The organism is Nostoc sp. (genome assembly GCF_036916735.1).
Classification (GTDB): domain Bacteria; phylum Cyanobacteriota; class Cyanobacteriia; order Cyanobacteriales; family Nostocaceae; genus Nostoc.
Window position 1 is genome coordinate 12,385 of sequence record NZ_JBALFV010000088.1, and the last position, 26,852, is coordinate 39,236.

The following is a 26,852-nucleotide window of genomic DNA, read 5'->3' on the forward strand; positions in this document are numbered from 1 at the left end:
CCTTCCCGCAGGGTAGGGCGCAAAGTAAACGCAAAGGTTTACCAAATTTAATTCGCTAAGAATCACATACAAGTAATATTTGGAGGTGAGATTCATGCAGCACTTGCGTCAATTATTAGAAATAGAAAACTCAGAGATAGCCCAATTACTGCGGTTTAGTTTGTATGGACTAGAGGCGACTTTAAATCAGGCTCGTACAGAATTTCCACTAGATCCAGGATTTAAAATATGTGATGAGGTGCTGCAAGAACTTCATAACTTATTGGAACCTTCACCCTCACAACAAAATGCTGTTTGGGAAGATGCGCCAGATGATTTAAAACTAAGTCACCTGCGGGAAGTTTTCGATTCTGACTCAGAACTTAATTATTATCTAGGTAATTCCCAATTGCAAAGCACAACGGACTCTGATTTGTGGAATGAGATTCAACGCAAACTGCTGCGAGTACCAGAGGATTTGGCTGCAACTTGGCGATCGCGCACCTTAGATTTAGCCCAAGAAGTTGGTGCGATCGCAGATAATTCTAACCTCTATCAACTTCCCTTTATCCGCGATGAAATTATCTACCCTGGCCTTAGTGGTACTGTTCAAACTCAGGGATTGACCTTATATCAACAGGCACTTTCAAATTCTCAAATTCCCCAAGGGAATGTATCCGATTTCTCAGCAGCATTCCTATTTTTATATATGAATTTTATCGAAATAGACCCAGATTTACATCATGCTTTAAAGAGCGTTTTTAGCTTCGATGTCATTTCCTTACACTCCAAAGCAGAACAGCGAGATCAATATATTGATGCTTTAAGCGATCGCTTCCAACGCACCCAAAAAGCTGAGAAAAATACTGATTCCCTATCAATTCTCCGTGCCTGGATTGACATGGACGAAGCGATACATTCCCTAGTATTTGTACCACCAGCTGAACGTTATTCTTGGTGGGGAAAGCTACAACATGAATCACGGCGCATCCTAAAGAAAGTCGCTGATGAGGCAATTAATGCAGGTAATGAAGTGCGAATTCGCCAATTATCGGGACTTTATGCAGATATTTGTACTGTATCCAAGGATGACCTACAACTAGACTGTGGTGGTATTCCTGGCGAAGTCTTAACTTGTCTTCGGGTATATGCACGAATTAATCAAGAAGAATCTCCAGGTCGTGTAATATTTCGTTCATTACGGTAACAGAATTCTCTGCTAAAGGAAAGGCAGACGATTTTACGAATCGCTGCCTTGCCTGATTATCTAATGAAGCTAAAAACGTTTAAATCTATAAAATGCCCCAGAAGTGTAAAATCCCTTGACCAGAAAACACTTCAAGTAGAACGGCAGATAAAAAACCAATCATTGCAAAACGACCGTTCCAGTTTTCGCTCTGAGGAGTGAAGCCCCAGCGCAAAGCATTAGGATCTTCTGAAACCGAAGGCGTAGTCTTCTTAACGTTTGCCATAAATAATACTCCGAGCTTTTACGTTGTAATAGTTGTCACTGCCTGTAAAGTAATGTAACAGAATTTTACGAGAATGCAACATCAAATCAAGGCAAAATTCAGTAATGTATATTACGTATACGTAGTTTTAGGTTGATAGGGTACAGAACGAGGCATAGAAATGAGCTTTGGTAGCTTAACTCCAGAAAAATATTAAAATTTTGGCGTTGCTGATTCCATGTATGAAAATGATTTTGCATAATACCAAAATCTTTGTAGAGACGTAGCAGTGCTACGTCTCTACATCCTGATTCATACTTTAATTCAGCAACGCCAAAATTTTTAATGCCAATCAAAAAAACATTATCAAAAAATTGGCTTTAGAAGCTCAAAATAATCAGAAACTTAAAATAGAAGTATCCAGTAATTTTGGAAGGTTATAATTTTTCGTTATGATTAAAAGTCCTCTGCGGTATCCTGGTGGTAAATCAAAAGCAATAAATCAAATAGCTGAATACTTCCCAGAAAGCTTTTCAGAATTTCGAGAGCCTTTTGTGGGTGGTGGTTCTGTATTTATTTATTTAAGACAAAAGTTTCCCTATCTCAAAATTTGGATTAACGATTTAAACCGCGAACTCTTCTTATTCTGGAAATTTGCCCAATCCGATCTAGCTCAGTTAGTTAAAGAAATTCGCCATATAAAAGTAAAGTATATAGATGGCAAATTATTGTTTTTAGAATTGACCAGTGTAGATGTCAATACATTATCTGATTTAGAAAGAGCCGTTCGTTTTTTCGTTCTTAATAGAATTACTTTTTCTGGAACTGTAGAATCAGGTGGTTTTTCCCAAGAAGCTTTTCATAAGCGCTTTACTGATTCTTCAATAGAACGACTTGAAAAGTTAGAAAATATCTTATCAAAAAACGTCAAAATTACGAATTTAGATTATAGCCATCTATTGAAATCAGAGGGTAAAGATGTATTCTTATTTTTAGATCCACCATATTTTAGTGCTACTAAATCAAAGCTATATGGTAAAGATGGTAACTTGCACACTTTTTTTGAACATCAAAGATTTTCTGAACTTTTGCAACAATGTCATCATCGCTGGTTAATTACCTACGACGACTCAACACAAATTATAGAAAACTTTCAATGGGCTAATATCTCGAAGTGGGAATTACAGTATGGAATGAATAACTATAAACAAAGTGGTGCGGCTAAAGGAAAAGAGTTATTCATTACTAACTACGAAGTTAAACTTGATTTGGAAAAAAAATCACAAGTTCAGAATCTTGCTAGTCCAACTTTGCAATTAAGCCTTGAAATTTAACCCTAACTTTAATAGCTTCCAATTTTCCGGTAGGATAACCCCATAACTCTCAATATAGCTACAACATACAAACCTTAGTATGATAACTTCCCCAATCCCTGCTCAAGAATCCTCTGGTAGCTGGTATGTCCTGCTGCAACAATTAATAGATGGCCAATCCTTATCCCGTACTCAAGCTGCTGAATTGATGCAAGGATGGCTCAGTGAAGCGGTTCCCCCAGAATTATCAGGAGCTATATTAACAGCGCTGAACTTTAGAGGCATTTCTGCCGACGAGTTGACCGGTATGGCTGAAGTATTACAATCTCAATCAAAACTAGGGACTAGGGAAGAATCTACCCAATCCCCAATCCCCCTAATAGATACCTGTGGCACTGGTGGAGATGGGTCATCAACCTTTAATATTTCTACAGCAGTTGCATTTGTTGCCGCAGCATCTGGTATACCTGTCGCTAAACATGGCAATCGTTCCGCATCAAGTCTTACAGGAAGTGCAGACGTATTGGAAGCCTTGGGTGTAAACTTAAGTGCTTCTAATGAAAAGGTGCAAGCCGCACTACAAGAAGTCGGGATCACTTTCTTGTTTGCCCCTGGTTGGCATCCAGCACTGAAGGCGGTTGCTTCATTACGGCGGACTTTGAAAGTGCGAACAATTTTTAATTTGCTTGGGCCGTTAGTAAATCCCTTGCGTCCAACTGGGCAGGTGGTGGGTTTATTTACTCCTAAGCTTTTGGCAACTGTTGCCGAAGCTTTACAAAATTTGGGTAAGGAAAAGGCGATTGTGCTGCACGGGCGAGAAAAACTTGATGAGGCGGGGCTGGGAGATGAAACTGACTTAGCGGTGTTATCGGAGGGAGAAGTGCAGTTAACTACCATTAATCCCCTAGATTTGGATTTAACGTCTGCTTCCATAGGTATGCTTCGGGGTGGAGATGTCCAAGAGAATGCACAAATTCTCAAGGCGGTACTCCAAGGTAAAGGAACTCACGCGCAACAGGACGCAGTTGCTTTAAATGCATCGTTGGCACTGCAAGTAGCGGGTACAGTCGCATTCCTCGATCACGCCCAAGGGATTAAAATCGCTAAGGATATCCTACAAAGCGGGGTAGCTTGGACGAAGTTGGAGCAGTTAGTTGAGTTTCTGGGGAATTGATTTGCGATCGCAATTGCGGACGAAACTCTACCACATTACGTTTAATGGTGACATCGTAGTTACCAAAAAAGTCATGTCCTAAAAGTCCAGTTTCTAGTTCCGTACCTGCGATCGCTACTGCTACTCTATTCACTATTACTCCGCCAACTGCCATTGAATTAACATAGCCTACAGGAAATTCTACAGCTCTGGAACTGGCGGTATTTGCCTTAGCTTTCCCTACTGGCACTATTCCCAAACTATTGGCCATTCCTTGGGTAATTACAGTGCCACTGGCTCCCGTATCCACAATCATGTCAAATTGTTGCTGACCATTAAAGGTGACTTCAACAATTGGCGTTCCCCCAATTCGCCTTTTAATCGGGGCTGTAAATACTTCCTGATCTGGAATTACCACTACTGATGAGGGCAAAGCTGGTTTTGGCGGTAACGGGTTTATTTCTTGTGGAGGTGATAGAGGTGAGGTATACTTTGGTGTGGTTATTTTTTGGGGAACTACTACTACTATCCTCTTCGGTTCGGCAACGCGCACAGGGCGAGGATTAGCTTGCCTTTGGGCATATTTAATTTGGCGGCGATATTCAGTAATTTTAGTTTGAGCGATCGCAAATTCTGGGCTTTGTCGCCGCACTCTTTGCATCAGCGCGATCGCATCCTGGTACTGATTCGCCACCAAAATCCAATCAGCTGGAGATTGAGCAGATTGGCTGATACTCCAAGCGCCAACGGCTTTATCTAGCCCCATCTCAAAAAGACTTGGTTCACTTTCAGACGGCTCTAGCGGTTCTAGCGGCTGTGCTTCTGGGGTAGGGGTAACTGCTGGTGTTGTTGGTTCGACGGCGGGGTGTACTGATGCCTGCTCCCCAATTGGCGCGGGTTGATCATTGCCACCAGTCGCATTGTTCCTTTGGTCTTCACTACAGGCAACACACAAAACCGCTAGAGCGCTTGATAGAAAAATTAAGGTTGCACGGGATAAAAAAGACTGAAGCATAATTAATTTTAACCGTCCAAGCTTTGCCAAAGCCACTCCCGCTAATTTTATTGCCTTTTAATTTTAATTAACTATTCTAAAAACTCCCAATTGCTCAACTCATGGGATAATTAACAATCGCAGTATTAGGGACTAGGAACTAGGGACTGGGGATTAGGGACTAGGGAAAACTTTTCCAGTACCCAATACTTCGGCTCGGCTCAGTACAAGTCCCCAGTACCCAATACTTCGGCTCGGCTCAGTACAAGTCCCCAGTACCCAATACTTCGGCTCGGCTCAGTACAAGTCCCCAGTACCCAATCCCTAATCTATCGCCTATGCCCCTGTCTGACGCAATTCCAGCTTTACTTGTCCTGGCAGACGGAACCACTTATCGCGGTTGGTCTTTCGGTGCTACGGGAACCGCGATCGGAGAAGTAGTGTTCAACACTGGTATGACCGGCTACCAAGAAGTAATAACCGACCCAAGTTACTGCGGTCAAATTGTCATTTTTACGTATCCTGAATTAGGCAATACTGGCGTCAATCTTGAAGATGAGGAATCAAATGTGCCCCAGGTTCGGGGTGCGATCGCACGGAATATTTGTCACCGTCCGAGTAACTGGCGATCGACACAATCCTTACCAGACTACCTTAAACAAAACCAAATACCAGGGATTTACGGCATCGATACCCGGGCCCTCACCCGCAAAATTCGGATGTTTGGAGCCATGAACGGTGGCATTTCCACAACCATTCTCGATGAAGCAGAATTGCTCGAGCAGGTACTAACGGCTCCCAACATGGCAGGATTGAATCTGGTTCGGGAAGTTACCACCCCAACGGCTTATGAATGGTCAGATCCCACAATTCCAGCTTGGGAATTCAACTCTGAAGCTGCGGAAAATCTTGGGGAATCCTTTACCGTTGTTGCCCTTGACTTTGGCGTAAAACGCAATATTTTGCGTCGCTTAACAAGTTACGGCTGTCGGGTAATTGTTGTACCTGCTGATACGCCACCAGAGGAAATCCTCAACTACAATCCAGATGGTGTGTTTCTTTCTAATGGGCCTGGCGATCCTGCTGCCGTTACTGAAGGGATTGCAACTGCCAAAGCACTCTTGTTAAGTGAAAAACCCATCTTTGGTATTTGTATGGGACACCAAATTTTAGGTCATGCACTAGGGGCAGAAACCTATAAACTAAAATTTGGTCACCGTGGTTTAAATCAGCCTGCCGGTTTACAACAACGGATAGAAATTACCAGCCAAAACCATAGTTTTGCTATTGATCCAGATTCTTTGCCTACGGCAGTTGTGGAAATCAGCCACCTGAACTTAAATGATCGTACCGTTGCTGGAGTACGTCATAAATCTCTACCTGTATTCTCCGTCCAATATCACCCAGAAGCCAGTCCTGGCCCTCACGATGCTGATTACTTGTTTGAGCAATTTGTTCAAGCCATGCGAACAGCACGTCAAACCGTGGCAGCCGAAGTGAGGTAAAAATAGGGAATGGGGAATGGGGACTGGAGACTGGGGACACAACGACTAGCGGTAGTTGAATCTCGACTTGGCTCGATTACCGCGTAGCCGAAACTCGATTACCGCGTAGCCGAAACTCGATTTTTGCAAAGTCGAAACTCAGTGCATTGCTCTTTACTGGGGAATGGGGAATAGGGAATAGAAAATAAGATTAAAAATACTATTTTCTTCCAATCCCCAATACCCAGTATCCAATCCTCAATCCCCTACTTCAGTAGATTGTAGACAACTTGCTCAAAAACCATCTATACTTGAGCGTTCACTTTAACTCATGAGGAGGGAATTATTGCTGATCCATTGAATCTAACCGTTAGCCTGAGGGGCACTCGTGAAGTCCGGGATAACTGTCAGCTATTCCGCCTCACAGGTTTGTTAGATGCCTTTTCTGAGCCGACATTTCGCAAGGTACTTGGCAGTAAGATTGACGAGGGCCCTAAGCATATTATTTTGGATCTCTCACAAATCGACTTTATTGATAGCTCTGGCTTGGGTGCTTTGGTGCAGCTAGCCAAGCAGGCTCAAACTGCTGAAGGCACTTTGCAAATCGTCACAAATGCCCGGGTAACTCAAACGGTCAAGCTTGTTCGCCTAGAGAAGTTTCTCTCCCTGCAAAAATCAGTTGAAGAAGCTCTAGAAAACGTCAAGTAGTCTTGATTGCTTGAACCGAGAGATCAATTCGGCTATCCAGATTCAACATCGGATAGCTTAATTTTTAAAATTTCTGGCAGAAAACCTCTCTCCTTGTGGGAGAGGCACAAAGCCAGTTAAGCTATTATGTTTAAAGTTGAGCAATAATTAAAGGTAGACACAGCCAGTTATTGGGTATGTAATCGTTGGCTAGAATATTGGATGATAAAATTAAGTCTGAAAAATTTGTAATAAATACAAAGCCAGCAGATTTGTCTATAGGTAAACTTAACTTGATACTGTATAGTTATAAATTGTTGCTTACTAAGTAAGCATGGCAATATGATCAATAACAGGGTGAGTTTAATGTCAAAATTTTACCCATCTTAGGCACAAACCACAAGAAGTAGGCGAAATTTGGTTTATAGGTGTTGACATCAGGGTGATTTAAAATGCCAACTCTCAATCAAAAAGATGAAATTAAAAAGTAATTTTGATAGTATTGATTATGCTAAATATACTATCATGGCAGACTTTAGAAAAATCAGTCTTGGCGAAGAATGCCTGCCAAATGTAGCCCGTCAAGGAATGATGTATTTGTGAAGTCACAGGAGCAAGAGCTATTAAATGGACAAGATGAAACTCCCAAACAGAGTTTATCTTGGACTCAAGCACTCTTGACAACTACAGTGCCATTCCAACAGATTTCCCTCTCACAAGTGCAACAGATTTCTCCTACTGCTTTAGCATATTTGGGGGATGCAATTTATGAGTTATATGTTAGAATGTTCTATCTGCTGCCATTGCAGCGGTCAGGAATTTACCATCGTCTGGTAGTGGAGCAGGTAAGAGCGGAAACACAAGCGCTACATTTGCGATCGCTTATTCCTCATCTAAAGGACACCGAATTAGAAATTATCCGACGAGGTAGAAACGCCGCTACAGGACGCCCTAAGCGGCTTAATCCCGAAATTTATCAACAGGCAACTAGTCTAGAAACCTTAATTGGCTACTTATATCTCACCGATTACCAGCGCCTAACCGAACTGTTACAAATGCTTCATGTAGAAAAGTGACAACTAAATTTCACAGTAGCTACAGCACTAGATTAGGTTTAAGAAATTGAGGTAATTGTGATGATCAACCATACGCTATATCCATAACTCAAATGCAGAATAAACCAAGAAAAGTCAAGACTTCTAACGAATCAAATCGGGGACAACCTGTAAAAATTCCGGGTAAGCGTGTTGTTACTAACCCCACTCGCAATCCTAGAAAAATAGATAGCAACCCCATCTCTGTTGCTAATCCCAGTGGCAATCCTAGAAAAATAGATAGCAATCCTATCTCTGTTGCTAATCCCACTGGCAATCCCAAGAAAATAGATAGCAACCCCATTTCTGGCAACTCCCGACAACAAAATCGTAACTTCTCCAAGCCGTCTGTATCTACACAACCGACAGAAGAAGATAACGATCTCATTTATGGTCGTCATTCAGTATTGAGTGCATTGCAAAATCAGCGCAATCTCAACCGTCTCTGGATCACTACCCGTCTGCGGTACGATCCCAGCTTTCACCATTTTCTCCTGCAAGCGAAGGAAAATGGCACAGTTATTGATGAGGTTGAACCCAAGCGCTTAGACTATCTCACCAACGGAGCTAATCACCAAGGCGTGGCGGCACAAGTTGCTCCTTACGCCTACATGGAATTGCCGGATCTAATTGAACAGGCAAAAGCTGTAAGCGATCCCGTAATTGTAGTGGCTGACGGAATTACTGATCCCCACAACTTGGGAGCAATTATTCGCACCGCCGAAGCAATAGGCGCTCAAGGATTGGTGATTCCCCAAAGAAGGGCATCTGGGATCACTTCTACTGTCATGAAAGTGGCAGCAGGCGCTTTAGAAAACTTTGCTGTAGCTAGAGTTGTCAACCTCAGCCGCGCTTTAGAAGAATTAAAAGAAGCTGGTTATTGGATTTACGGCACTGCTGCAAGTGGAAGCGAACCTGTGCATACAGTCAATTTCACTGGCCCAATTGTTTTAGTAATCGGCTCAGAAGGCGAAGGTCTGAGTATGTTAACTCAACGCTCCTGTGATTTCTTAGTATCGATTCCTCTACAGGGTAAGACTCCTAGTCTCAATGCTTCTGTAGCAGCAGGTATGACACTTTATGAAATTTATCGCCAGCGATCGCTAAATACCCACCACCTTGATAAATTACAAAAAACTTCTTTAAAAAAAGAACATAACAGAGTATAAAGAAATGTAAAAGATAATAAAGCACATATTGTTTAACACCTTGTAGACGTTTATAAACTGGCGAAAACCATGAAAACCATTTGGCATAACCTCAAGGAAGTGTTAATTAACACATTCGACTTCATCGGCTTGGCTTGGTGGGTGGAGATTGTGACGCAAAATCCCCGTTGCACATACTACTTCGGGCCATTTCTGAGTTCTTCTGATGCAAAATTGTCAAGCGTTGGATATATAGAAGATTTGGAGATGGAAGGAGCTACGGGAATTTCTGTGAATGTCAAGCGCTGCAAACCTAATGCTTTAACAATCGCTGAAGACTTGGGGGAAAGATTTGACCGCAAAGTAAAGCCTGTCTTTGGCGGTCAGATTTAAGTTAAGTTAGGCCAGAGAATGAATGGAACGCAAGGACGCAAGACACGGTGACACAAAGAATTCTTTCACCGCGTTACTGTGTCTTTTTCACTCACCGCGTCACCACATTTTCACTCTCCATTTCTTCGTCAATAGTCAAAAATTTTAACCATTAGACTATTGACTACCAATTACCTGTGGATGAACTTCGAGCCAATGGTCAATGTCATTGAGCACCTGCTGGGGAACTTCCCACGGAAAAAGGTGGGCGGTGTTGGGATAGCACTGCCATTGAGAATTGTTGAGGTGTTGAGCAGTTTCTAAGCTGGAATTAGATGTGATGTGGCGGTCTTGCTCACCAGCAAGTACTAAACTAGGACATTGTATTTGTTCCAAATCTAGAAGTCGGTTGTATCCCGATTGAATTGCACTATAAAGGGCGCGAGTCGCAGCACCAGAGGTTTGCAAATAAGCTGGTACTGCATCAGTGGCGATATAGTTGTAAGTAGCAGATGTATGTTGTTGGATTAAGTAACGGAAAAGCGATCGCTTACCAAAAGTCTCAATATTCCACTGCCAACTCGGTTTTATATAGTTTAATAGGCCCGCAACACCAGTATATAAATTATCTTGCCAAGTGATCGGAGGATGACTACCACGGGGTTTTGCGGCTGTCGCCACCAAAATCAGCCCTGTAATCCGCTCTGGCAAACGTAATGCCAGTTCCATTGCCAGAATGCCCCCAAGTGACCATCCCAATACTAGGCATTTTTCAATCTCAAAGCGGTCTAGCAGCGCTTCTAAATCGGTTAAATGGTCATTCATATTAAAATTGCCATTCCAGCGACTTTTGCCGTATCCACGTAAATCAGGGGCAAAAGTTTTATAACGTTTTGATAAATGATTGGTAAAGACAGAAAGACTACGACCAGTACCAGGATGACCATGCAAGCCCAAAATGGGAAATCCTTGACCTTGGATGTAGACATTGAGACGGAAAGCAGTGGTAGTAGAATGGCGATCGCTCATGACTCGTCGTTCTCCTGTCTAGCGATCGCTTCTATCTTTGTCGTATTCGCTTCAGCCCTTTGTGCTTTCCGCTCTAAAATTGTCTCAATTCGATTTGGCCTTTCTGTCATAGTAGTTCGTTATATTATTTTTCTAATCGTGTCATACGGCTAGCTGCCAAGCATTGCAGTGTTCGATTACAGTTCAAGCTGCTATAGGATTCAGGTGTGAGGAAGTTTGATATCCAAAAAAGGGGAATTAATATCTAAAAGCCAATTTTCATCTACAAATCCTAGATTTTCATTATAGACAAGAAGCAACTCACCAATTCTTTGAGCATTATGACTTGGCTTATCTATAGCATCAATACCAGAGACTGTGAAAACAAACTTTAGCTTTAGAAAGCGTTTTTTGTGAGTAAAGCCAATAGAACTACTAACTAATTCTGTTTCGAGGATACGAGGCAAAGTAATTATTTCATAATATTTATCTTACTCATCCTAGTAGCCGCAAACTTTATAATCACATAGTTCGAGATATTCTTGAACTAGTCTACGGGCATCTAAATTTTCTAATATTCATGTGTTCAAATTAAAACCTTTAACTTATCACACTTTTAAGAAATCGGTTCAAAAACCATTTGGGGAATCAACACTTCATCTTGTAATTGCCCAATACCTAAAAAGCGAGTTTCTTCATCATAAACTCTTACTATTTCAGGAACATCGAAAGTTAAATAAATTCGCTGACCTTGACACCATTTTTGAGCAGTTGTTGCTGGTAAAGTAACAGATGACAAATGTTGTAAAGCTGCATCTGGACAAATCGGTTGAAATATTCCGGCTTGCAGTTTAGTTTCTAAGTCTGTCAAAGTAAGACTATCTGTTAAATCGAAACCACTGCTTTGAGTGCGGATCAAAGCCGCAAGAGTTCCACCAGTTTCTAAAATTGCACCGAAGTCACGAGCGATCGCTCTAATATATGTACCACTACCACAGGCGATCGCTACATCCAATTCGGGAAAATCTCCTTCTCTCCAGTCCAAAATATCTATCTGAAAAATTTCCACTGTTCGCACTGGAACTTCCACCGTTTTCCCTTGGCGTGCTAAGTCGTAGAGGCGTTTACCATCCACTTGAATTGCACTGTAACTAGGTGGTATTTGCTCAATCTTGCCTTCAAATTGTGCCAGTGCAGTTTTCACTTCTACCAAACTCAATCCAGCACAAGCTTGAGAAGTGATGATTTCGCCTTGTAAATCATCAGTTGTAGTCCGCACACCCAGCCGAATAGTAGCCTTGTAAGCTTTGTTTTCTGGCAGATATTGCAATAATCTTGTAGCTTTACCAAGTGCGATCGGTAAAACTCCTGTAGCAGCTGGATCTAAGGTTCCTGCGTGTCCCACACGTTTGAGGCGCAATAATTTTCGCACCCGCGCCACGCAGTCGTGGGAAGTCCAGTCAAATGGTTTGTTTAAGTTGAGAAAACCTTGAAATAACACAAAATCATTAGTTAAGTAGGTCGGTATAATTAAAGATAACTGGCAAGGGGTGTCATCTGTCTTTTGTAACTTCGGCGTACGCATTTGTTATTTCGGCGAACTCATTTGTTATTTCGGCGAACGCATTTGTTATTTCGGCATACTCATTTGTTATTTCGGCGAACGCATTTGTTATTTCGGCGAACGTATTTGTTATTTCGGCGTACGCATTTGTTATTTCGGCGTACGCATTTGTTATTTCGGCGAACGCATTTGTTATTTCGGCGAACGCATTTGTTATTTCGGCGAACGCATTTGTTATTTCGGCGAACGCATTTGTTATTTCGGCGTGTCCATAACGCACCCCAATACTTCTCGGATAAGGGTTGAGTCGTCCTAAATTCAGATCCCCCCGCCTACGGCGACCCCCTTAAAAAGGGGGTAAAAGAGGGTTAGGAGCAAGCCTTTTTAAGGGGGGTTGGGGGGATCTGCAACGAATAATTGCGCTAACCGAGAAGTATTGTAACGCACCCTACGAAACTACTAAAAGAGTTGAAACCTATGCTGGTCATACTTGTGTGTACACCCTAGCCTTGACAAGGGGAGGATTAGGGTGGGGTAAAAAATATTTGATACATCAATTATGACTTTTCAAACAACCTCTAAGGGGGACTGCTATTTGTTGTAGAAACATGATAAACAGTTTAGGATACTAAAATTTAGAATGAAATTGGCAAAATATATATAAATTGTAATTATTTATGCTTAAGGCTTTCTGGAACGGATCTGTAAGATTCTTCGGTCGGGCGTTGCCTGACTATTACCGTAAATGAAGTTAAGGTAGGTGGCTAAAGAGCTTTTTGTGACCAATGGAAATATGAAGGCACTGGTGCAAATCTGCTCGGCAAATGTCGAAGAAACCGTTGATCGCACGCACTTGTCATTGGGTATTACCAAAAACCAAAAGGAAAATAATGTCCGCATTTCAGTTTCTCTTACTCGAAGCTAATCTAACCGATGCAGAAGTCGTGCAAGCCACGCTGATCGAGGGCGGTATTAACTGTGAACTGTTGCGGGTAGAGACTTGTGCTGATTTTATTAGAACACTGGAAACCGACGAAATCGACTTGATTTTGGCAGACTATGCCTTGTCTAATTTTGATGAGATTGCAGCACTAACGATCGCCCGTCGCCTACGTCCTGAGAAGCCGTTTATTTTCATCTCTGGCAGTTTGGGCGAAGAATTGGCAATTGAAGCGATCAAACAGGGCGCGACAGATTATGTACTCAAGCAACGCTTAGGGCGGTTAGTGCCATCGGTACAACGGGCATTGCTGGAAGCGCAGCAACTTGACAAAAATACCATTGCTCGCAAACAAGCCGAAGCAACCGTCGAGTCAGACCTGAAAGATACGCAGCTGCTGCACGAACTGAGCGCGAGGCTTGTAACCGAAGGCGACATTCAGACGCTTTACCAGGAGATTATAGCTGTTGCGATCGCCCTCATGCAGGCAGATGCCGGAACAGTGCAAATTCTGGATGAAGCAACGCAAGACCTCTTGCTGCTAGCTACACAAGGCATTGAGCGAAATATGAGCGAGCATTTCTATCGAGTCAATGCCGATTTAAACACGCCTTGTGGGATTGCACTGGCAACGGGCAAGCGCACTTTTATAAATTACGATGTGCCAGAAAGCGAAGACCCCCACGGTTCGTGCCGAATGCATCTGGAGGCAGGTTATCTCTTTGCCCAGTCCACGCCGTTGATTACCCGTTCTGGCAAAACGATTGGTATGTTTTCAACCCATTGGCGCAAACACCATCGACCGAGCGATCGCGAACTGCGTTTTCTCGATTTACTCGCCCGCCAAGCGGCTGATTTAATTGAGCAGCGACAAGCCCAAGTCGCTTTACGCGAATCGGAAGCGAAACTGGCAATCGAACTCGCCGACACGCAACAGTTGCAGCGCATCAGCAGCAGTTTGATCGAAGAAAATAACATTAACGCGTTTCACGAACAGATTCTCGATGCAGCGCGTTCGGTGATGCGTTCGGACATGGCGAGTATTCAAATGCTTTCGCCCGAACGAAACGAGTTGTTCCTTCTCGCTCAACAAGGGTTCGCTCCCGAATCGGCAAAGTTTTGGGAATGGGTGCAACTGGAGGACACGACTTCATGCGCTCTGGCGTTGACGCGCGGCGAGCCGGTAATCGTTCCCGACGTAGAGCTTTGGGATTTCGTCGCCGGAACCGAGGATATCTGGCATTATCGGCTCTGTGGCATCCGCGCCATGCAGTCCACGCCGCTGATCTCGCGCGACGGGCACTTCGTCGGAATGATTTCGACGCACTGGCGCGACGTTCATCAGCCGTCTGAAAGAGAACTGCGCTTTCTCGATTTACTCGCCCGCCAAGCAGCCGATCTGATTGAGCAGCGGCAAGCCCAAGTCGCCCTGCGCGAATCGGAAGAAAAATTCCGCACGCTGTTCAATTTGATCGACGAAGGCTTTTGCATTTTTGAATTGCTGTTCGACGGCGCAGGCAATGCCGTTGATTGGATTTACACCGAAGCGAATCCAGCGTTCGAGCAGCAGACGGGATATATCAATCCCATTGGCCAGCGGATCAGCCATTTTCAGCCTGACCTCGAACGCTCGTGGTTCGAGCGGTTCGCCGAAGTCGCGCGCACCGGCTCGCCGGTGCGCTTCGTCCAATACACCGAAGCGATGGGCATCTGGTACGACGTTTACGCTCTGCGCGTTGGTGGCTCTGGCGACAACCGCGTCTCGCTCCTGTTCACCGACATCACCGATCGCAAACGCCACGAAGCGAATCAGAGTTTGCTGGTCGAAATCGGCGACGATCTATCGCGTCTGATAACTCCCGACGAAATTATGCAGTCGGTTGGGTCGCGGCTCGGTGCGTATCTGAACTTGAGCGCGTGCATTTTTGTGGATGTGGACGAGGAGCGAGGGCTTGTCACGGTAAATCACGGCTGGAACAGAGAGCACGTGCCGAGTTTGAAGCAGACCTTTCGCCTCACCGATTACCTGACCGAAGAGTTCGCGCGCGCCAACCGCGCCGGAGAAACATTCGTCATCCGCAACACCGCTGACGATGAGCGAACAGACGCGGACGCACACGCCCGCCTAAAAATCGGTGCGTTTCTCGTCGTGCCTTTTCACAGCAGCGGACGCTGGACGGGTTACCTCGCCGTCACTGACACCGCGCCGCGCGATTGGCGAGAAGACGAAATCGAGTTGGTGCGAAACATCGCCGACCGGATTTTCCCGCGTGTCGAACGCGCCCGCATCGAGAACGCCTTGCGTGAAAGCGAGGAGAAATATCGCACGCTCTTTGAGTCTATTGACGAGGGCTTTTACTTTGCAGAGGCGATCTTCGACGCAGAGGGGCGCTGCGTGGACATCTTCTACCTCGACGAGAATCCGGCTGCGGTGCGGATGATCGGACAGTCAGCCAAGGGTCGCCGCATGAGCGAACTGGCACCCTATGAACAGTATTGGCGCGATGTTTTCGGTGAGACGGCGCGCACCGGTCAGCCCCAGCGCCGCGAGGAATATGCCGCGCCAGACGGAATTTGGTATGAGTTCTACGTCTTCAAGCCGCAGCAGGCGCAAGAAAATCAATTCGTTCTCATCTTCAGTGACGTGACGGAGCGCCGACGTTCTCAAGAAGCCTTGCGCGAATCGGAAGCGAAATATCGATCGCTGTTTGAGTCAATCAACGATGGCTTTTGCGTTATTGAGGTGATTTTTGATCAAAACGAGAAACCGATTGACTATCGCTTTTTGGAAATTAGTCCCTCCTTTGAGCGACAAACAGGACTGACAGACGCGCTTGGTAAACGGATGCGCGAACTGGTTCCAAACCACGAAGAGTATTGGTTTGAAATTTATGGCAATGTTGCTTTGAGCGGTCAATCCGTTCGCCTTGAGAACTATGCCAGAGAGTTGCAGCGCTGGTTTGACATTTATGCATTCCCCGTTGGAAAACCCGAAGACCGACAGGTTGCCGTTGTTTTCAGCGTCATCAACGATCGCAAACAGGCAGAGGAGAATCGGATTCGGCTGATTCGAGAACAAGCCGCTCGTGAAGAAGAACGCCAACGCGCTGAATCGCTGGCAGAACTTGATCGCGCTAAAACCAACTTCTTTGGCAACGTCAGCCACGAATTCCGCACACCACTGACGCTCCTGCTAGCTCCCCTGCAGGATGCTTTGAGCGATTCGGCCAATCCCCTAACTCAAAAACAACGGGAACGGCTAGAACTCGCCCACCGCAACAGCTTGCGTTTGCTGAAACTGGTCAATACCCTGCTCGACTTCTCCCGCATCGAAGCCAACCGCCTGAAGGCAAACTACGAACCCACCGACTTATCTACCTACACAGCTGAACTGGCAAGTGTTTTCTGCTCGGCGATTGAGAATGCCAATTTGCAGTTAGTTGTCGATTGTCCTCCCCTACCCGATCCCATTTACGTAGATCGCGAGATGTGGGAAAAGATTGTATTGAATCTACTCTCCAATGCCTTAAAATTTACCTTTGAGGGTATGATTTCTGTCTCGCTCAAACCCAAAGCAAACACAGTTGAATTGACAGTCAGCGACACGGGCGTAGGTATTTCCGCTTCAGAACTGCCTCACCTGTTTGAGAGGTTCTATCAAGTCAAAGGCGCGAAGGGGCGCAGCTATGAAGGCTCAGGCATTGGCTTGTCTCTGGTGCAGGAACTCGTCAAGCGGCACGGCGGCGCGATCGCGGTTACGAGCGCAGTAGACCAAGGCACAACCTTCACCGTCACTATCCCCACCGGAATCGCCCATCTACCCGCCGACCAAATTTGGGTTGCCTCAACACTGGCATCGACGGCTGTAACGGCGAATGCTTTTGTTGAAGAAGCCTTACGTTGGCTACCTGAAGAAAGCACAGAATTTCAATTTCAAACCTCGGAGGTTCAAGCTCAGAGCTCGAAGGTTCACGCTCAAAACTCGAAGGTTCAAGCTCAAAACTCGAAGGTTCAAGCTCAAAGCTCGGAAGTTCAAGCTCCAGGCTCCAAAAGGGCGCGTATTCTTCTAGTGGATGACAACGCCGACATGCGCGGCTATCTCAGGCGGTTGTTAAACCAGTATTACGAGGTGGAAACTGTAAATGATGGGTTAGCCGCACTGACTGCGATCCGGCGTGGTGGAAGTGCCATCTATGACTTGGTGTTAGCAGATGTGATGATGCCGAAAATGGATGGCTTTGAGTTGCTGCGATCGCTACGGGCTTCACCAAATACCCAGACAATCCCGATTATTTTGCTCTCTGCTCGTGCTGGTGAAGAATCACGGGTGGAGGGTTTAGAAACTGGGGCAGATGACTACTTAATTAAACCTTTCTCGGCACGAGAATTGTTAGCGCGAGTCAATGCCAACCTCCAACTGGCACAATTGCGACGCGAAGCAGCTTACCGCGAACAGGTGATGCAAGCGGTACAAACACTCAATGAGCGCTTGGAGCAACAGGTGAAAGCTCGCACGGCTCAACTAGAAGCCATCAACCAAGAACTGGAGGCGTTTTCTTCCTCGATATCCCACGACTTGCGAACGCCGCTACGCTACATCAGGAGCTTTGCCGAACAGTTGCAAGCCAAGCTCAATGCAACCCTCGTCGATGCATCCAGTTTGCAGATTCTCAACATTATCACGCAATCTGCTCTTGAAGCAGAAAAAATGGTAGACAACTTGCTGGAATTTTCCCGCCTGGGACAGACAGAAATGTATTTAACTACTGTTAATATCAGTCAATTGGTACAGCAGGTGCAAGAACAATTGCAGCTAGAACTGGTGGGGCGATCGCTACATTGGGAAATCCAGCCATTGGCAACGGTAGAGGCTGACCCGGTACTGCTACGGCTAGTACTGCAAAATTTGCTGTCGAATGCCGTCAAGTACACCCGCAATAACACCGAAGCTGCCATCACAATCGGTAGTATTGAACAGGAGCAGAAAGTGATTTTCTTTGTCAAAGATAATGGTGCAGGGTTCGACATGAAATACTGCGATCGACTATTTAACATATTTCAACGGTTGCATCCCCAGGAAGAATTTCCGGGCACGGGAGTCGGGCTTGCCACTGTACGGCGGATCATTCATCGACATGGCGGACACATATGGGCAGAAGGCGCAATCGACCAGGGCGCAACGTTCTACTTTTCGCTCCCAAAGCATGAGGTGTAGTTATGACAGCACTGCGGTTTCTTTTGCTCGAAGACAATCCTCTCGACGCAGAGGTGATACATTTCACCCTGAACGATGGCGGCGCTAATTTTGAACTGCTCCGGGTAGAAACTCGCGCTGAGTTTGTGAAAGCATTAGAAACCAATGCGTTTGATTTGATTTTGGCAGACTATGCCTTGCCCGGTTTTGATGGCATTTCCGCCTTAGAAATTGCCCATAACCTTTGTCCTCACACACCCTTTATTTTCGTCTCTGGCAGTATGGGCGAAGAATTGGTGATTGAAGCGCTGAAACTGGGAGCCACCGACTATGTGCTAAAGCGCAACTTACGGCGGTTGGTGCCTTGTGTCCAACGGGCGCTGCGAGAAGCCCAAGAAAAGCGCGATCGCCAACTTGCCGAAGCCCGCTTGCGTCAAGTTGCGGCCAAACTGCCTCATGGCGCTGTGTTCATTGTGGATCGAGATTTGCGCTACCAGCTTGCAGAAGGCGAAGCGCTGGAGTGGGTCGGCATGACTACTGAAAACTTTGTTGGCAAAACACTCTGGGAAGCCCTTGAACCCGCCCTGGCAGACAGCTACGAACCCTACTTGCGTCAAGCTCTCAATGGCGAATCCTTTGCCTTAGAGCACAACAGCCACGATCGCTACTATATCTCTCATGGCACACCCTTACGCAATGATCGCGGTGAAGTTGATGGTGTGCTGGCAATGTCCTACGATATTACTGATCGCAAACAAACCGAAATTGCCCTCAAACAAAGTGAAGCTCGCTTTCGGTTAATGGTGGCAAGTGCAAAAGAATATGCCATTTTAACCGTTGATCCCAACGCTGCGATCACCAGTTGGAGTGCTGGTGCCGAACACTTGTTCAACTATTCAGAAGCAGAAATGATTGGCCGTGACAGTCGCAGCCTTTATTCCCTTGAAGACAACTTAAAAGACCGCGTTGGCTGGGAATTGCAGACCGCCCAAACTCAAGGACAGGCAGAAAATGAGTGCTGGCATATCCGAAAAGACGGTAGCCGCTTTTGGGGTAGTGGCTTTGTGATGCCCTTACGTGATAAAGCCGACGACGTGCAAGGATTTATCAAAATCATGCGCGATGTCACTTCACAGCGGCAAGCCGATGAACGCTTGCGGTTGCTCTATGAGATCACCAGCGATCTCCTGGAGGTCGAGCAACCGATGACGCTGATGCACAACCTATTTGGCAAACTCGCACCCCAGCTAGGGTTGGACTTTTACTACAACTACATCATCGAGTCAAAAGACAACCGTCCCATCCTACATTTGAAAAACTATGAGGGCGTGGCTCAAGAGTTGGCTGAGGCGCTCGAGTGGATTGAGTTTGGTGAATGCGTCTGTGGCTTTGCAGCCCAAGAACGACAGCAAATCGTTCTCAACCGCGCCGAAATTGCCACCGATCCTCGTGCCCAAACTGTCCGCGACCAGAGTGGTACCGCTTATATCAGTCAACCGTTAATTGTCCAAGAACGCTTATTAGGAACCATCTCGTTTGGTAGCTGCACCCGCACTCGCTTTACCTCAGAAGAAATCGATTTGCTGCAATTGATGTCTGAGCAGATAGCGATCGCCCTCGACCGAGCAAACCTAATTGTCTCGATTCAGCAGCACGCAGAACAGTTGCAACGAGCCAACCAGATTAAAGACGAGTTTTTAGCGGTGTTGTCTCATGAGTTGCGATCGCCCCTCAACCCGATCTTGGGCTGGGCACAACTGTTGCAAAAAGGCAAGCTCAATGCCGCTCGTCAACGCGAAGCACTACTAACGATTGAGCGCAACGCCAAACTGCAATCACAATTAATTGAAGATTTACTCGACGTTTCGCGGATTATGCAGGGCAAGCTGTCCGTAAAGGTGGCTCCCCTTAATTTAATCTCTGTTATTTCTGCTGCCCTGGAAACGGTGCGTTTAGCAGCACAAGCAAAGAATATTAACTTACGGATCGATCTTGATCAGACTGCACCTATCTCTGGTGATGCTGCCCGCTTGCAGCAAGTGGTGTGGAACTTGCTTACAAATGCCGTCAAATTTACACCAGATGACGGACAAGTAATCATTGAATTAAGGCAAATTGCAGGGCAGGCTCAGATCCGGGTGATCGATACAGGCATTGGCATTCAACCGGAATTTCTACCACATGTATTTGATTATTTCCGGCAAGAGGATAGCTCGACGACACGCAGATTTGGTGGCTTGGGTTTGGGGCTGGCGATCGTCCACCAAATTGTAGAACTGCACGGTGGCACAGTCAAGGCAGAAAGCTTGGGTAAAAATCAGGGCACAACCTTTACAGTTCAAATACCCATCTTGAACCTATCAGCACCAATTGTACTTGAGCCAGCCGACGCTAAAACATCAAGCGCAGAAACTCCCTTAAGCAACCTGCAAATTTTGCTCGTGGATGATGATCAGTTTTCACGCAAGTTTGAAGCATTTTTGCTAGAACAAAATGGCGCAAAAGTGACAGCCGTAGCGTCTGGGTTAAAAGCATTGCAAGTACTTAATAGTTTCATTCCTGATGTAATTGTGAGTGATATAGGTATGGCTGATATGGATGGCTACATGCTGATTGGGCAGATTCGTTTGCGCCCAGCGAATCAGGGAGGAACGATTCCGGCGATCGCACTTACCGGTTATGCCGCAGATATTGACCAGCAAAAAGCACTGACTGCTGGGTTTCAAGCTCACATTACCAAGCCATTAGAACCAGAGGAGTTAGTGAGTAAGATTTTAAACCTGCTAGAACACAACTAGAATGCATATAACGTCAACTTGTCGCGGCGAAAGCGTTGCGGTAGCGGGTCTTCTTCCTCCTCATCCCTTGGTGACAACAGATGGCTAATAAAGATTAACCAACCACAACAAAATTTTTGTTGGTTAATAACAATCCAGGAAGGAATTGTGCAATTTTTTGCTGAGACAACGTAGACCCACTGCCATCTCCATCAAAGAACAATGCACCTGTAGAGCTGTTATAGATAAATAGCTGATCGCTAGTGGTTGCAGATGTTCCCAGGGTAAACTGACTTGTCAGAAGTGGACGTGGTGATGGCGACCCACCGCTTGAATAAATATCTACCTCAATTAGGTCATTAGTGGGGTCGAAGTCATTAAGACTATCCACACCTTCGGCGTATAAATTATTTAAATCGAAAGTATCACTACCGTTCCCACCTATGAGGGTGTCATTGCCATTACCCCCCCCAGAGAGGGTATCGTTGCCATTGCTCCCCACTATGTTGTCATCGTAGTTTGTACCATAAATCTCTAATTGTTCGATATTCTTGTAACTAATGCTATTGGTTCCTGCTGTAATTGATCCACTGTTAGTAGTGGGATTGATTGTAGAAATTATTCCCTTCGTAGCATTCCTGTAATCGACTATTAACAAATCGTCCCCATTACCTCCATCTATCCTATTATTGCCACTATCCCCCCCCAATAGGGTATCGAAGATAGTATCGTTACCATTACCTCCATTGATTGTATCATTGCCACTACCCCCCCCAGAGAGGGTATCGTTACCATTGCTTCCCAATAGATTGTCATCGTAGACTGTACCAGAAATATCTAATCGTTCAATATTCTTGTAATTAACGCTATTGCTCCCTGCCGTAATCACTCCACTGTTAGTATTGGCATTGATTGTGGAGGTTATCCCTTTTGTAGAATTACCGTAATAGACACTCAACAAATCGTCGCCAGTCCCTCCATCTATGGTATCATTGCCACTAACCCCCCCAGAGAGGCTATCATTACCATTACTGCCCAATATATTGTCATCGTAGGCTGTACCAAAAATATCTAATCGTTCAATATTCTTGTAACTAACGCTATTGCTCCCTGCCGTAACTACTACACTGTTAGTAGTGGCATTGATGGTCGTTGTGATTCCCTTTGTAGAATTACCGTAATAGACCCTCAACAAATCGTCGCCAGTCCCTCCATCTATGGTATCATTGCCACTATTCCCTCCAGAGAGGGTATCGTTACCATTGCTTCCCAATAGATTGTCATCGTAGACTGTACCAGAAATATCTAATCGTTCAATATTCTTGTAACTAACGCTATTGCTCCCTGCCGTAATCGCTCCACTGTTAGTACTGGCATTGATTGTGGAGGTTATCCCTTCTGTAGTTTCGTCGTAATTGACACTCAACAAATTGTCCCCAGTCCCTCCATCTACCACTTGAGTCACTAAGGAATCTGTAGTAGATCCTATCAAATCATCTATTCTTAGAGAAATGGTATCATTGCCATTCCCTCCATTGAGGGTATTATTGCTAGAATCTTTGTCTACTGATATATAAAGTTGATCATTGCCATCGCCTCCATAGAGGATGTTATTACCTGCTGATTCGAGAATATCCAAGCTATCGTTACCAACGCCACCATCGAGAGTGTTATTACCTTTGTAGATAATGCCGGAGTCGTCGAGGCTGGAGTTAAAAATCTGGAGAAGATCATTGCCATTGCCTCCAGAGAGGATGTTATTGCCTGTTGAATACTCAAATAACAAGCTATCGTCACCATCATCCCCAGAGAGGATGTTATTGCCATTTGATGCATCAATACCCAAGCGATCATCACCAGCGCCTCCCTTAAGGGTATTATTTCCCGATAGATAATTGTAAATTGTGATATCGTCACGATATTCTGAGTATGCGCCAGAAGCGTAAAGAATATCATTGCCATTGCCCCCATACAGCAGGTTATTACCTGTTGAAGCAAAATGAGAATCAAAAGACTTAACATTTAAGTAATCGTCACCAGCGCCTCCGTTGAGGGTGTCATTGTCTAGACCATTACTATTATTATTAAGGGTATCATTTCCCGCACCACCATTAAGGATGTCATTTCCCGCATAACTGTCAAGGGTATCATTTCCTGCACCACCGTTAAGGGTATCATTGCCATTGCCTTCAGAGAGCAGGTTATCACCTGTTGAACCGCTATCATTCAGGAAATCATTACCAGTACCACCATTAAGGAGGTCATTTCCTACACCACCTTCAAGAGTATCATTCCCCGCACTACCTTTAAGGATGTCATTTCCCACACCACCTCTAAGGATGTCATTTCCACTCAAGCCGTTGATGATGTCATCACCTTCCTGACCATTGATCACATCATCTGAATTATTAAAGCCGTTAACATTGTTGGATAGGTCGTTAAGGAAGGTGACTGTATTCTTATTGAAGATAGTGCTTTGAGTAGAGTTGGCATCAAAGACATCAAAGCTGTCCGTGATACTAGTTTGCCCATTAAACTCTATATTACCCAAATCTACAGTAGCTCCAGTAGATTTGCTCAAGTTATCTAGGTTTTCCAAGGCAAAGTTTTGCAGAATAACTTTGGGAGAAAATGCACCTCCATTAATGTCATATACATTTTCAAAGCTGATTTCCAAATCGCTGCCATTCTTGGTCAGCAGCATATTTTGGGCAGTTGAGCCAGTTAAGTTATCACCCTGGAATTTTAGAGTATCCACTTCGGCAATGACTCCTGGTGTTGGGTTTGTTCCTTTACCAATGCCACCAAAATCAGTGATGCGCTTAGTGTCATAGCCTGTGATCACAAATTCATCATTGCCACCGCCACCAGTTAAGGTGTCTTCACCCCCGTTACCTATGATGGTATCGTTGCCTCCAAGACCGTTAATCGTGTCCCCGTCATAATTGCCCATTAGGGTATCATTTTCGTTGGTTCCAATGATATTTGCCATAACTTTTACCTACCTAAATCTAGCTTTTCAATAACTTCAGTTCTCAACCTTGATTTAAGTGCTGTTTTCAAGCACAAATAAACCCCCTCAATAATACGTTTTCGCCATCTTTAAGCAACAGTAATCTTTTTCAAAGATTCACTTACAGAATAGCTTTTACATAATCCTATATAACTATTTAATCCTTAAGCTCTGTACAAATTAATCAGCATGTGTATTCTGGATAATCGGTCTTTTTCAGCTAAATTAATTGTTCTAGTTTGGGAAAATTACTGAACAAGAATAGTTAAAAAATATGACAGTTGAATGACTAGAATTCACGCTTGATATTTGGTTGATTGACAGCGTTTAAATCCTACTAAAAGAGAAAATAGTCAATAGTTGGCTTTGGGTTACTTGGATATTTTTATACTGTTTTTGGGCAAATTTTGCGTAGATGTCTCGTTTTAAAATAGAGAACATCTAAATAACCAAATACTTTATATACTACCGTATTTACTTAGATATCTTTGCTGAAGGGCACATCTTTCCATATTCTTCACATTATTTGCTGAGAAATTGACGTAAAAATATTTTGTTGATGTGCCATTTATCTTTTGATGGTATCTCTTCTTGAAGGCTATTACAAATTGTTTAATGTGGCCGGAATCAGTTGAAAAAACTACAAAGCTCCCTGAAGAGGTGAAGTTGATGATAAAGATACTTAATCCTTTGGGAATAACTTCGGTAAGCTGACTGTAACTTTAGTTCCTTGTCCCACTTCACTAGACAAGGTAATATTGCCACCATGTAACTCTACGCAAGCTTTAGCGATCGCCAGCCCTAAACCTGTACCGGGGATTGTATCAACGTTACTTCCACGACTGAAGGATTGAAACAAATTTTCTTGATCTGTGATCGGGATACCAATTCCCTGATCTTTGATATAAAACATTACTTCTGATTCTTTACCAATGAGGTGGAATTCTACAGTCCCCCCATCTGGAGAGTACTTAATTGCATTGGACATTAAGTTAGTAAAAATTTGCTGCAAAAGTCCGCGATCGCCCCAAAATTCATGATGATTACCAGTAATTTTAAAAATCAATTCGTGGCGATCGCCTATCGTTTCTCGCTCTTGTTCTAAAAGTTCAGAAAATAATTCTAGTAAATCGACTGAGATTGGTTGAAGTTTAGGTTTTTCCAGTTCAAGTTGGTTAACCAGAAGCATATTATCCACGAGTTTGGACATATACCTTGCTTTGTGTTCAATGATTCCCAAGAACCTCTGTTGTTTAGACTCATCCAGTTGCTGACTATGTTTTACCAAAGTTGATGCAGCAGCCAGAATTGAAGTTAACGGTGTTCGATACTCATGGGAAACCGTTGTAATTATTTGGGATTTAAATACATTAAGTTGCTTTTCTTTGGCAAGGGCTGCTTGAGTTTGGGCTAGCAATTCCGCCTGTTGAATAGCGATCGCTAGTTGCACCGAAACTTCATTAAGCATTTGGGCATCATCAGTTTGCCACTGTCGTTCCCCAGAATTATGGTGAGCAATCAACAAACCCCAGAGTTTGAGGGTTGGGTTCCCATTGTTACTCAGATTAATGGGAACCATCAAATTTGCCTCAGTATTAAATTGCTCTTTCAGGCTGACACAATTACATAAGCCAAGCTCATAAATATAAGGGATTGGGGATTGGGGACTTGTACTGAGCAAAGCCGAAGTATTAGGGATTGGGGGTTGAGAAAACTCTTCTTTATTTATTAGTATGTCTCCTTGTTTCCTTGTCTCCTTGTCCTCAGCGATGCACTCAGCTTGTCGTTGGCGCAGCCTTTCGTAGAGAAGTGTCCCCAGCCCCCAGCGATGCACTAAGCTTGTCGTTGGCGCAGCCTCTGGTAGAGAAGTGTCCCTAGTCCCCAGCTCCAAGTCTTGCATCCCAATGCGATCGCACAATGCTACAGTGCGGTATGACTCAACTGAGGAGGCAACTATCTTACCGTCGGTATCTGGGGCGAACTGATATACCATGACGCGATCGCACTTCAGAAGTTGCTGTACCTCAGCTACAGCCGTATTCAAAATTTGCTCTAGGTTAAGAGACTGGCGAATTCTTAAAGCAGTCGTGGCTATTAAGCGTTGACGCTCCTGAGTTTTGTAGAGTTGGGCTTGCAAGCATGATTGCTTAATAGCGTTGCGGACTGTTAGTTGCAGTACATCCTGTGTTAGATTTTGCTTGACCAAATAATCCAAAGCACCCCGTTTCATTGCTTGCACAGCTATCTCTTCATCGCCGCGCCCTGTCAGCATAATCACAGGGACAGAAGTCTCAAATATCTGCTGCTGCATTTGATCGAAGAGTTCTAACCCACTCATATCAGGTAGGCAAAAATCCAGAAGGATGACATCAAAGTGCATTTTTTGGCACAAAGCAAGTGCTTCTTCTGCACAGTCTGCCTCTAAAATCTGGTAAGACTGGTGCGGATCTTTCAACAGATATCGACGATAGATTTTTCGATCTGCTGCACAATCATCGATGATGAGTAGCGTCCATGTGTCCAACATAATAAGTATGAGGATCGGGGAGCTATGTAGATCCCTTTTATCCAGATTGTGTTTTTATTGCATAATTCTATAAATAATATAAAATTAAGTGTAAATAAAATCTAAATTCTTTAAAATTTATAAAGCAATATAAGCGGTAAGATAAACAAGAAAA

Annotated in this window: 18 protein-coding genes; 10 read left to right on the forward strand and 8 right to left on the reverse strand. The window is 44.5% G+C overall.

What is annotated here, in order from left to right:
* Positions 1-94 precede the first annotated feature (94 nt).
* The gene (locus tag V7L20_RS19485; protein WP_334745669.1) at positions 95-1,186 is read left to right on the forward strand and encodes a hypothetical protein; all 1,092 of its coding nucleotides are present in this window, start codon (positions 95-97) and stop codon (positions 1,184-1,186) included.
* 85 nt (positions 1,187-1,271) lie between these two features.
* Here V7L20_RS19485 and V7L20_RS19490 read toward each other — a convergent pair whose 3' ends face one another.
* Positions 1,272-1,451 (reverse strand): high light inducible protein, encoded by a 180-nt coding sequence (locus V7L20_RS19490; RefSeq protein WP_273763134.1) that lies wholly within the window; start codon positions 1,449-1,451, stop codon positions 1,272-1,274.
* 431 nt (positions 1,452-1,882) lie between these two features.
* On the opposite strand from V7L20_RS19490, the gene V7L20_RS19495 reads away from it, so the two are divergent.
* Together V7L20_RS19495 and trpD are read left to right on the forward strand one after the other, a co-directional pair.
* Positions 1,883-2,764, forward strand: coding sequence for a DNA adenine methylase (locus V7L20_RS19495; RefSeq protein WP_334745670.1), 882 nt, complete (start codon positions 1,883-1,885; stop codon positions 2,762-2,764).
* Positions 2,765-2,843: 79 nt separating this feature from the next.
* The gene (gene trpD, locus V7L20_RS19500) at positions 2,844-3,917 is read left to right on the forward strand and encodes an anthranilate phosphoribosyltransferase (protein WP_334745671.1); all 1,074 of its coding nucleotides are present in this window, start codon (positions 2,844-2,846) and stop codon (positions 3,915-3,917) included.
* On the opposite strand, the gene V7L20_RS19505 is transcribed toward trpD, so the two are convergent.
* Positions 3,847-4,911 carry a retropepsin-like aspartic protease family protein gene (locus V7L20_RS19505; RefSeq protein WP_334745672.1) on the reverse strand — a complete coding sequence of 355 codons (1,065 nt, stop codon included), beginning with the start codon at positions 4,909-4,911 and terminating at the stop codon, positions 3,847-3,849. The two genes, trpD and V7L20_RS19505, sit on opposite strands and share 71 nt — an antisense overlap.
* Positions 4,912-5,228: 317 nt before the next feature.
* Here V7L20_RS19505 and carA point away from each other — a divergent pair, with 317 nt between their 5' ends.
* The 5 genes from carA (at position 5,229) to V7L20_RS19530 (ending at position 9,696) form a co-directional block, all read left to right on the forward strand.
* Positions 5,229-6,395, forward strand: coding sequence for a glutamine-hydrolyzing carbamoyl-phosphate synthase small subunit (carA, locus tag V7L20_RS19510; RefSeq protein ID WP_334745673.1), 1,167 nt, complete (start codon positions 5,229-5,231; stop codon positions 6,393-6,395).
* Between the two features lie 336 nt (positions 6,396-6,731).
* Positions 6,732-7,082, forward strand: coding sequence for an STAS domain-containing protein (locus V7L20_RS19515; RefSeq protein WP_199326607.1), 351 nt, complete (start codon positions 6,732-6,734; stop codon positions 7,080-7,082).
* A gap of 578 nt (positions 7,083-7,660) precedes the next feature.
* Positions 7,661-8,137, forward strand: coding sequence for a Mini-ribonuclease 3 (locus V7L20_RS19520; RefSeq protein WP_334745674.1), 477 nt, complete (start codon positions 7,661-7,663; stop codon positions 8,135-8,137).
* 92 nt (positions 8,138-8,229) lie between these two features.
* Entirely contained in the window at positions 8,230-9,324 is a 1,095-nt protein-coding gene (rlmB, locus tag V7L20_RS19525; protein WP_334745675.1) for a 23S rRNA (guanosine(2251)-2'-O)-methyltransferase RlmB, read from the forward strand.
* A 69-nt stretch (positions 9,325-9,393) separates the two neighbouring features.
* Positions 9,394-9,696, forward strand: coding sequence for a DUF1816 domain-containing protein (locus V7L20_RS19530; RefSeq protein WP_334745676.1), 303 nt, complete (start codon positions 9,394-9,396; stop codon positions 9,694-9,696).
* A gap of 156 nt (positions 9,697-9,852) precedes the next feature.
* Here the strand turns inward: V7L20_RS19530 and V7L20_RS19535 are convergent, their stop codons facing one another.
* From V7L20_RS19535 to V7L20_RS19550, 4 genes are all read right to left on the reverse strand, one after another.
* Entirely contained in the window at positions 9,853-10,704 is an 852-nt protein-coding gene (locus V7L20_RS19535) for an alpha/beta fold hydrolase (RefSeq protein WP_334745677.1), read from the reverse strand.
* A gap of 200 nt (positions 10,705-10,904) precedes the next feature.
* Positions 10,905-11,150, reverse strand: coding sequence for a hypothetical protein (locus V7L20_RS19540; protein ID WP_334745678.1), 246 nt, complete (start codon positions 11,148-11,150; stop codon positions 10,905-10,907).
* Between the two features lie 149 nt (positions 11,151-11,299).
* Positions 11,300-12,268, reverse strand: a complete 969-nt coding sequence (truB, locus tag V7L20_RS19545; RefSeq protein ID WP_442943583.1) for a tRNA pseudouridine(55) synthase TruB — start codon at positions 12,266-12,268, stop codon at positions 11,300-11,302.
* The gene (locus V7L20_RS19550; RefSeq protein ID WP_334745679.1) at positions 12,237-12,527 is read right to left on the reverse strand and encodes a hypothetical protein; all 291 of its coding nucleotides are present in this window, start codon (positions 12,525-12,527) and stop codon (positions 12,237-12,239) included. Before V7L20_RS19550 ends, truB begins: the two co-directional genes overlap by 32 nt.
* 610 nt (positions 12,528-13,137) lie before the next feature.
* Here V7L20_RS19550 and V7L20_RS19555 point away from each other — a divergent pair.
* The gene (locus V7L20_RS19555; protein WP_334745680.1) at positions 13,138-18,402 is read left to right on the forward strand and encodes an ATP-binding protein; all 5,265 of its coding nucleotides are present in this window, start codon (positions 13,138-13,140) and stop codon (positions 18,400-18,402) included.
* Positions 18,403-18,404: 2 nt separating this feature from the next.
* Complete coding sequence (locus tag V7L20_RS19560; protein WP_334745681.1) at positions 18,405-21,179, forward strand: response regulator; 2,775 nt, start codon at positions 18,405-18,407, stop codon at positions 21,177-21,179.
* A gap of 94 nt (positions 21,180-21,273) precedes the next feature.
* Here the strand turns inward: V7L20_RS19560 and V7L20_RS19565 are convergent, their stop codons facing one another.
* The gene (locus tag V7L20_RS19565) at positions 21,274-24,150 is read right to left on the reverse strand and encodes a calcium-binding protein (RefSeq protein WP_334745682.1); all 2,877 of its coding nucleotides are present in this window, start codon (positions 24,148-24,150) and stop codon (positions 21,274-21,276) included.
* Positions 24,151-24,853: 703 nt separating this feature from the next.
* A complete protein-coding gene (locus V7L20_RS19570; RefSeq protein ID WP_334745683.1) occupies positions 24,854-26,698 on the reverse strand; it encodes a hybrid sensor histidine kinase/response regulator in 1,845 nt (614 codons plus the stop codon).
* Positions 26,699-26,852: the final 154 nt, after the last annotated feature.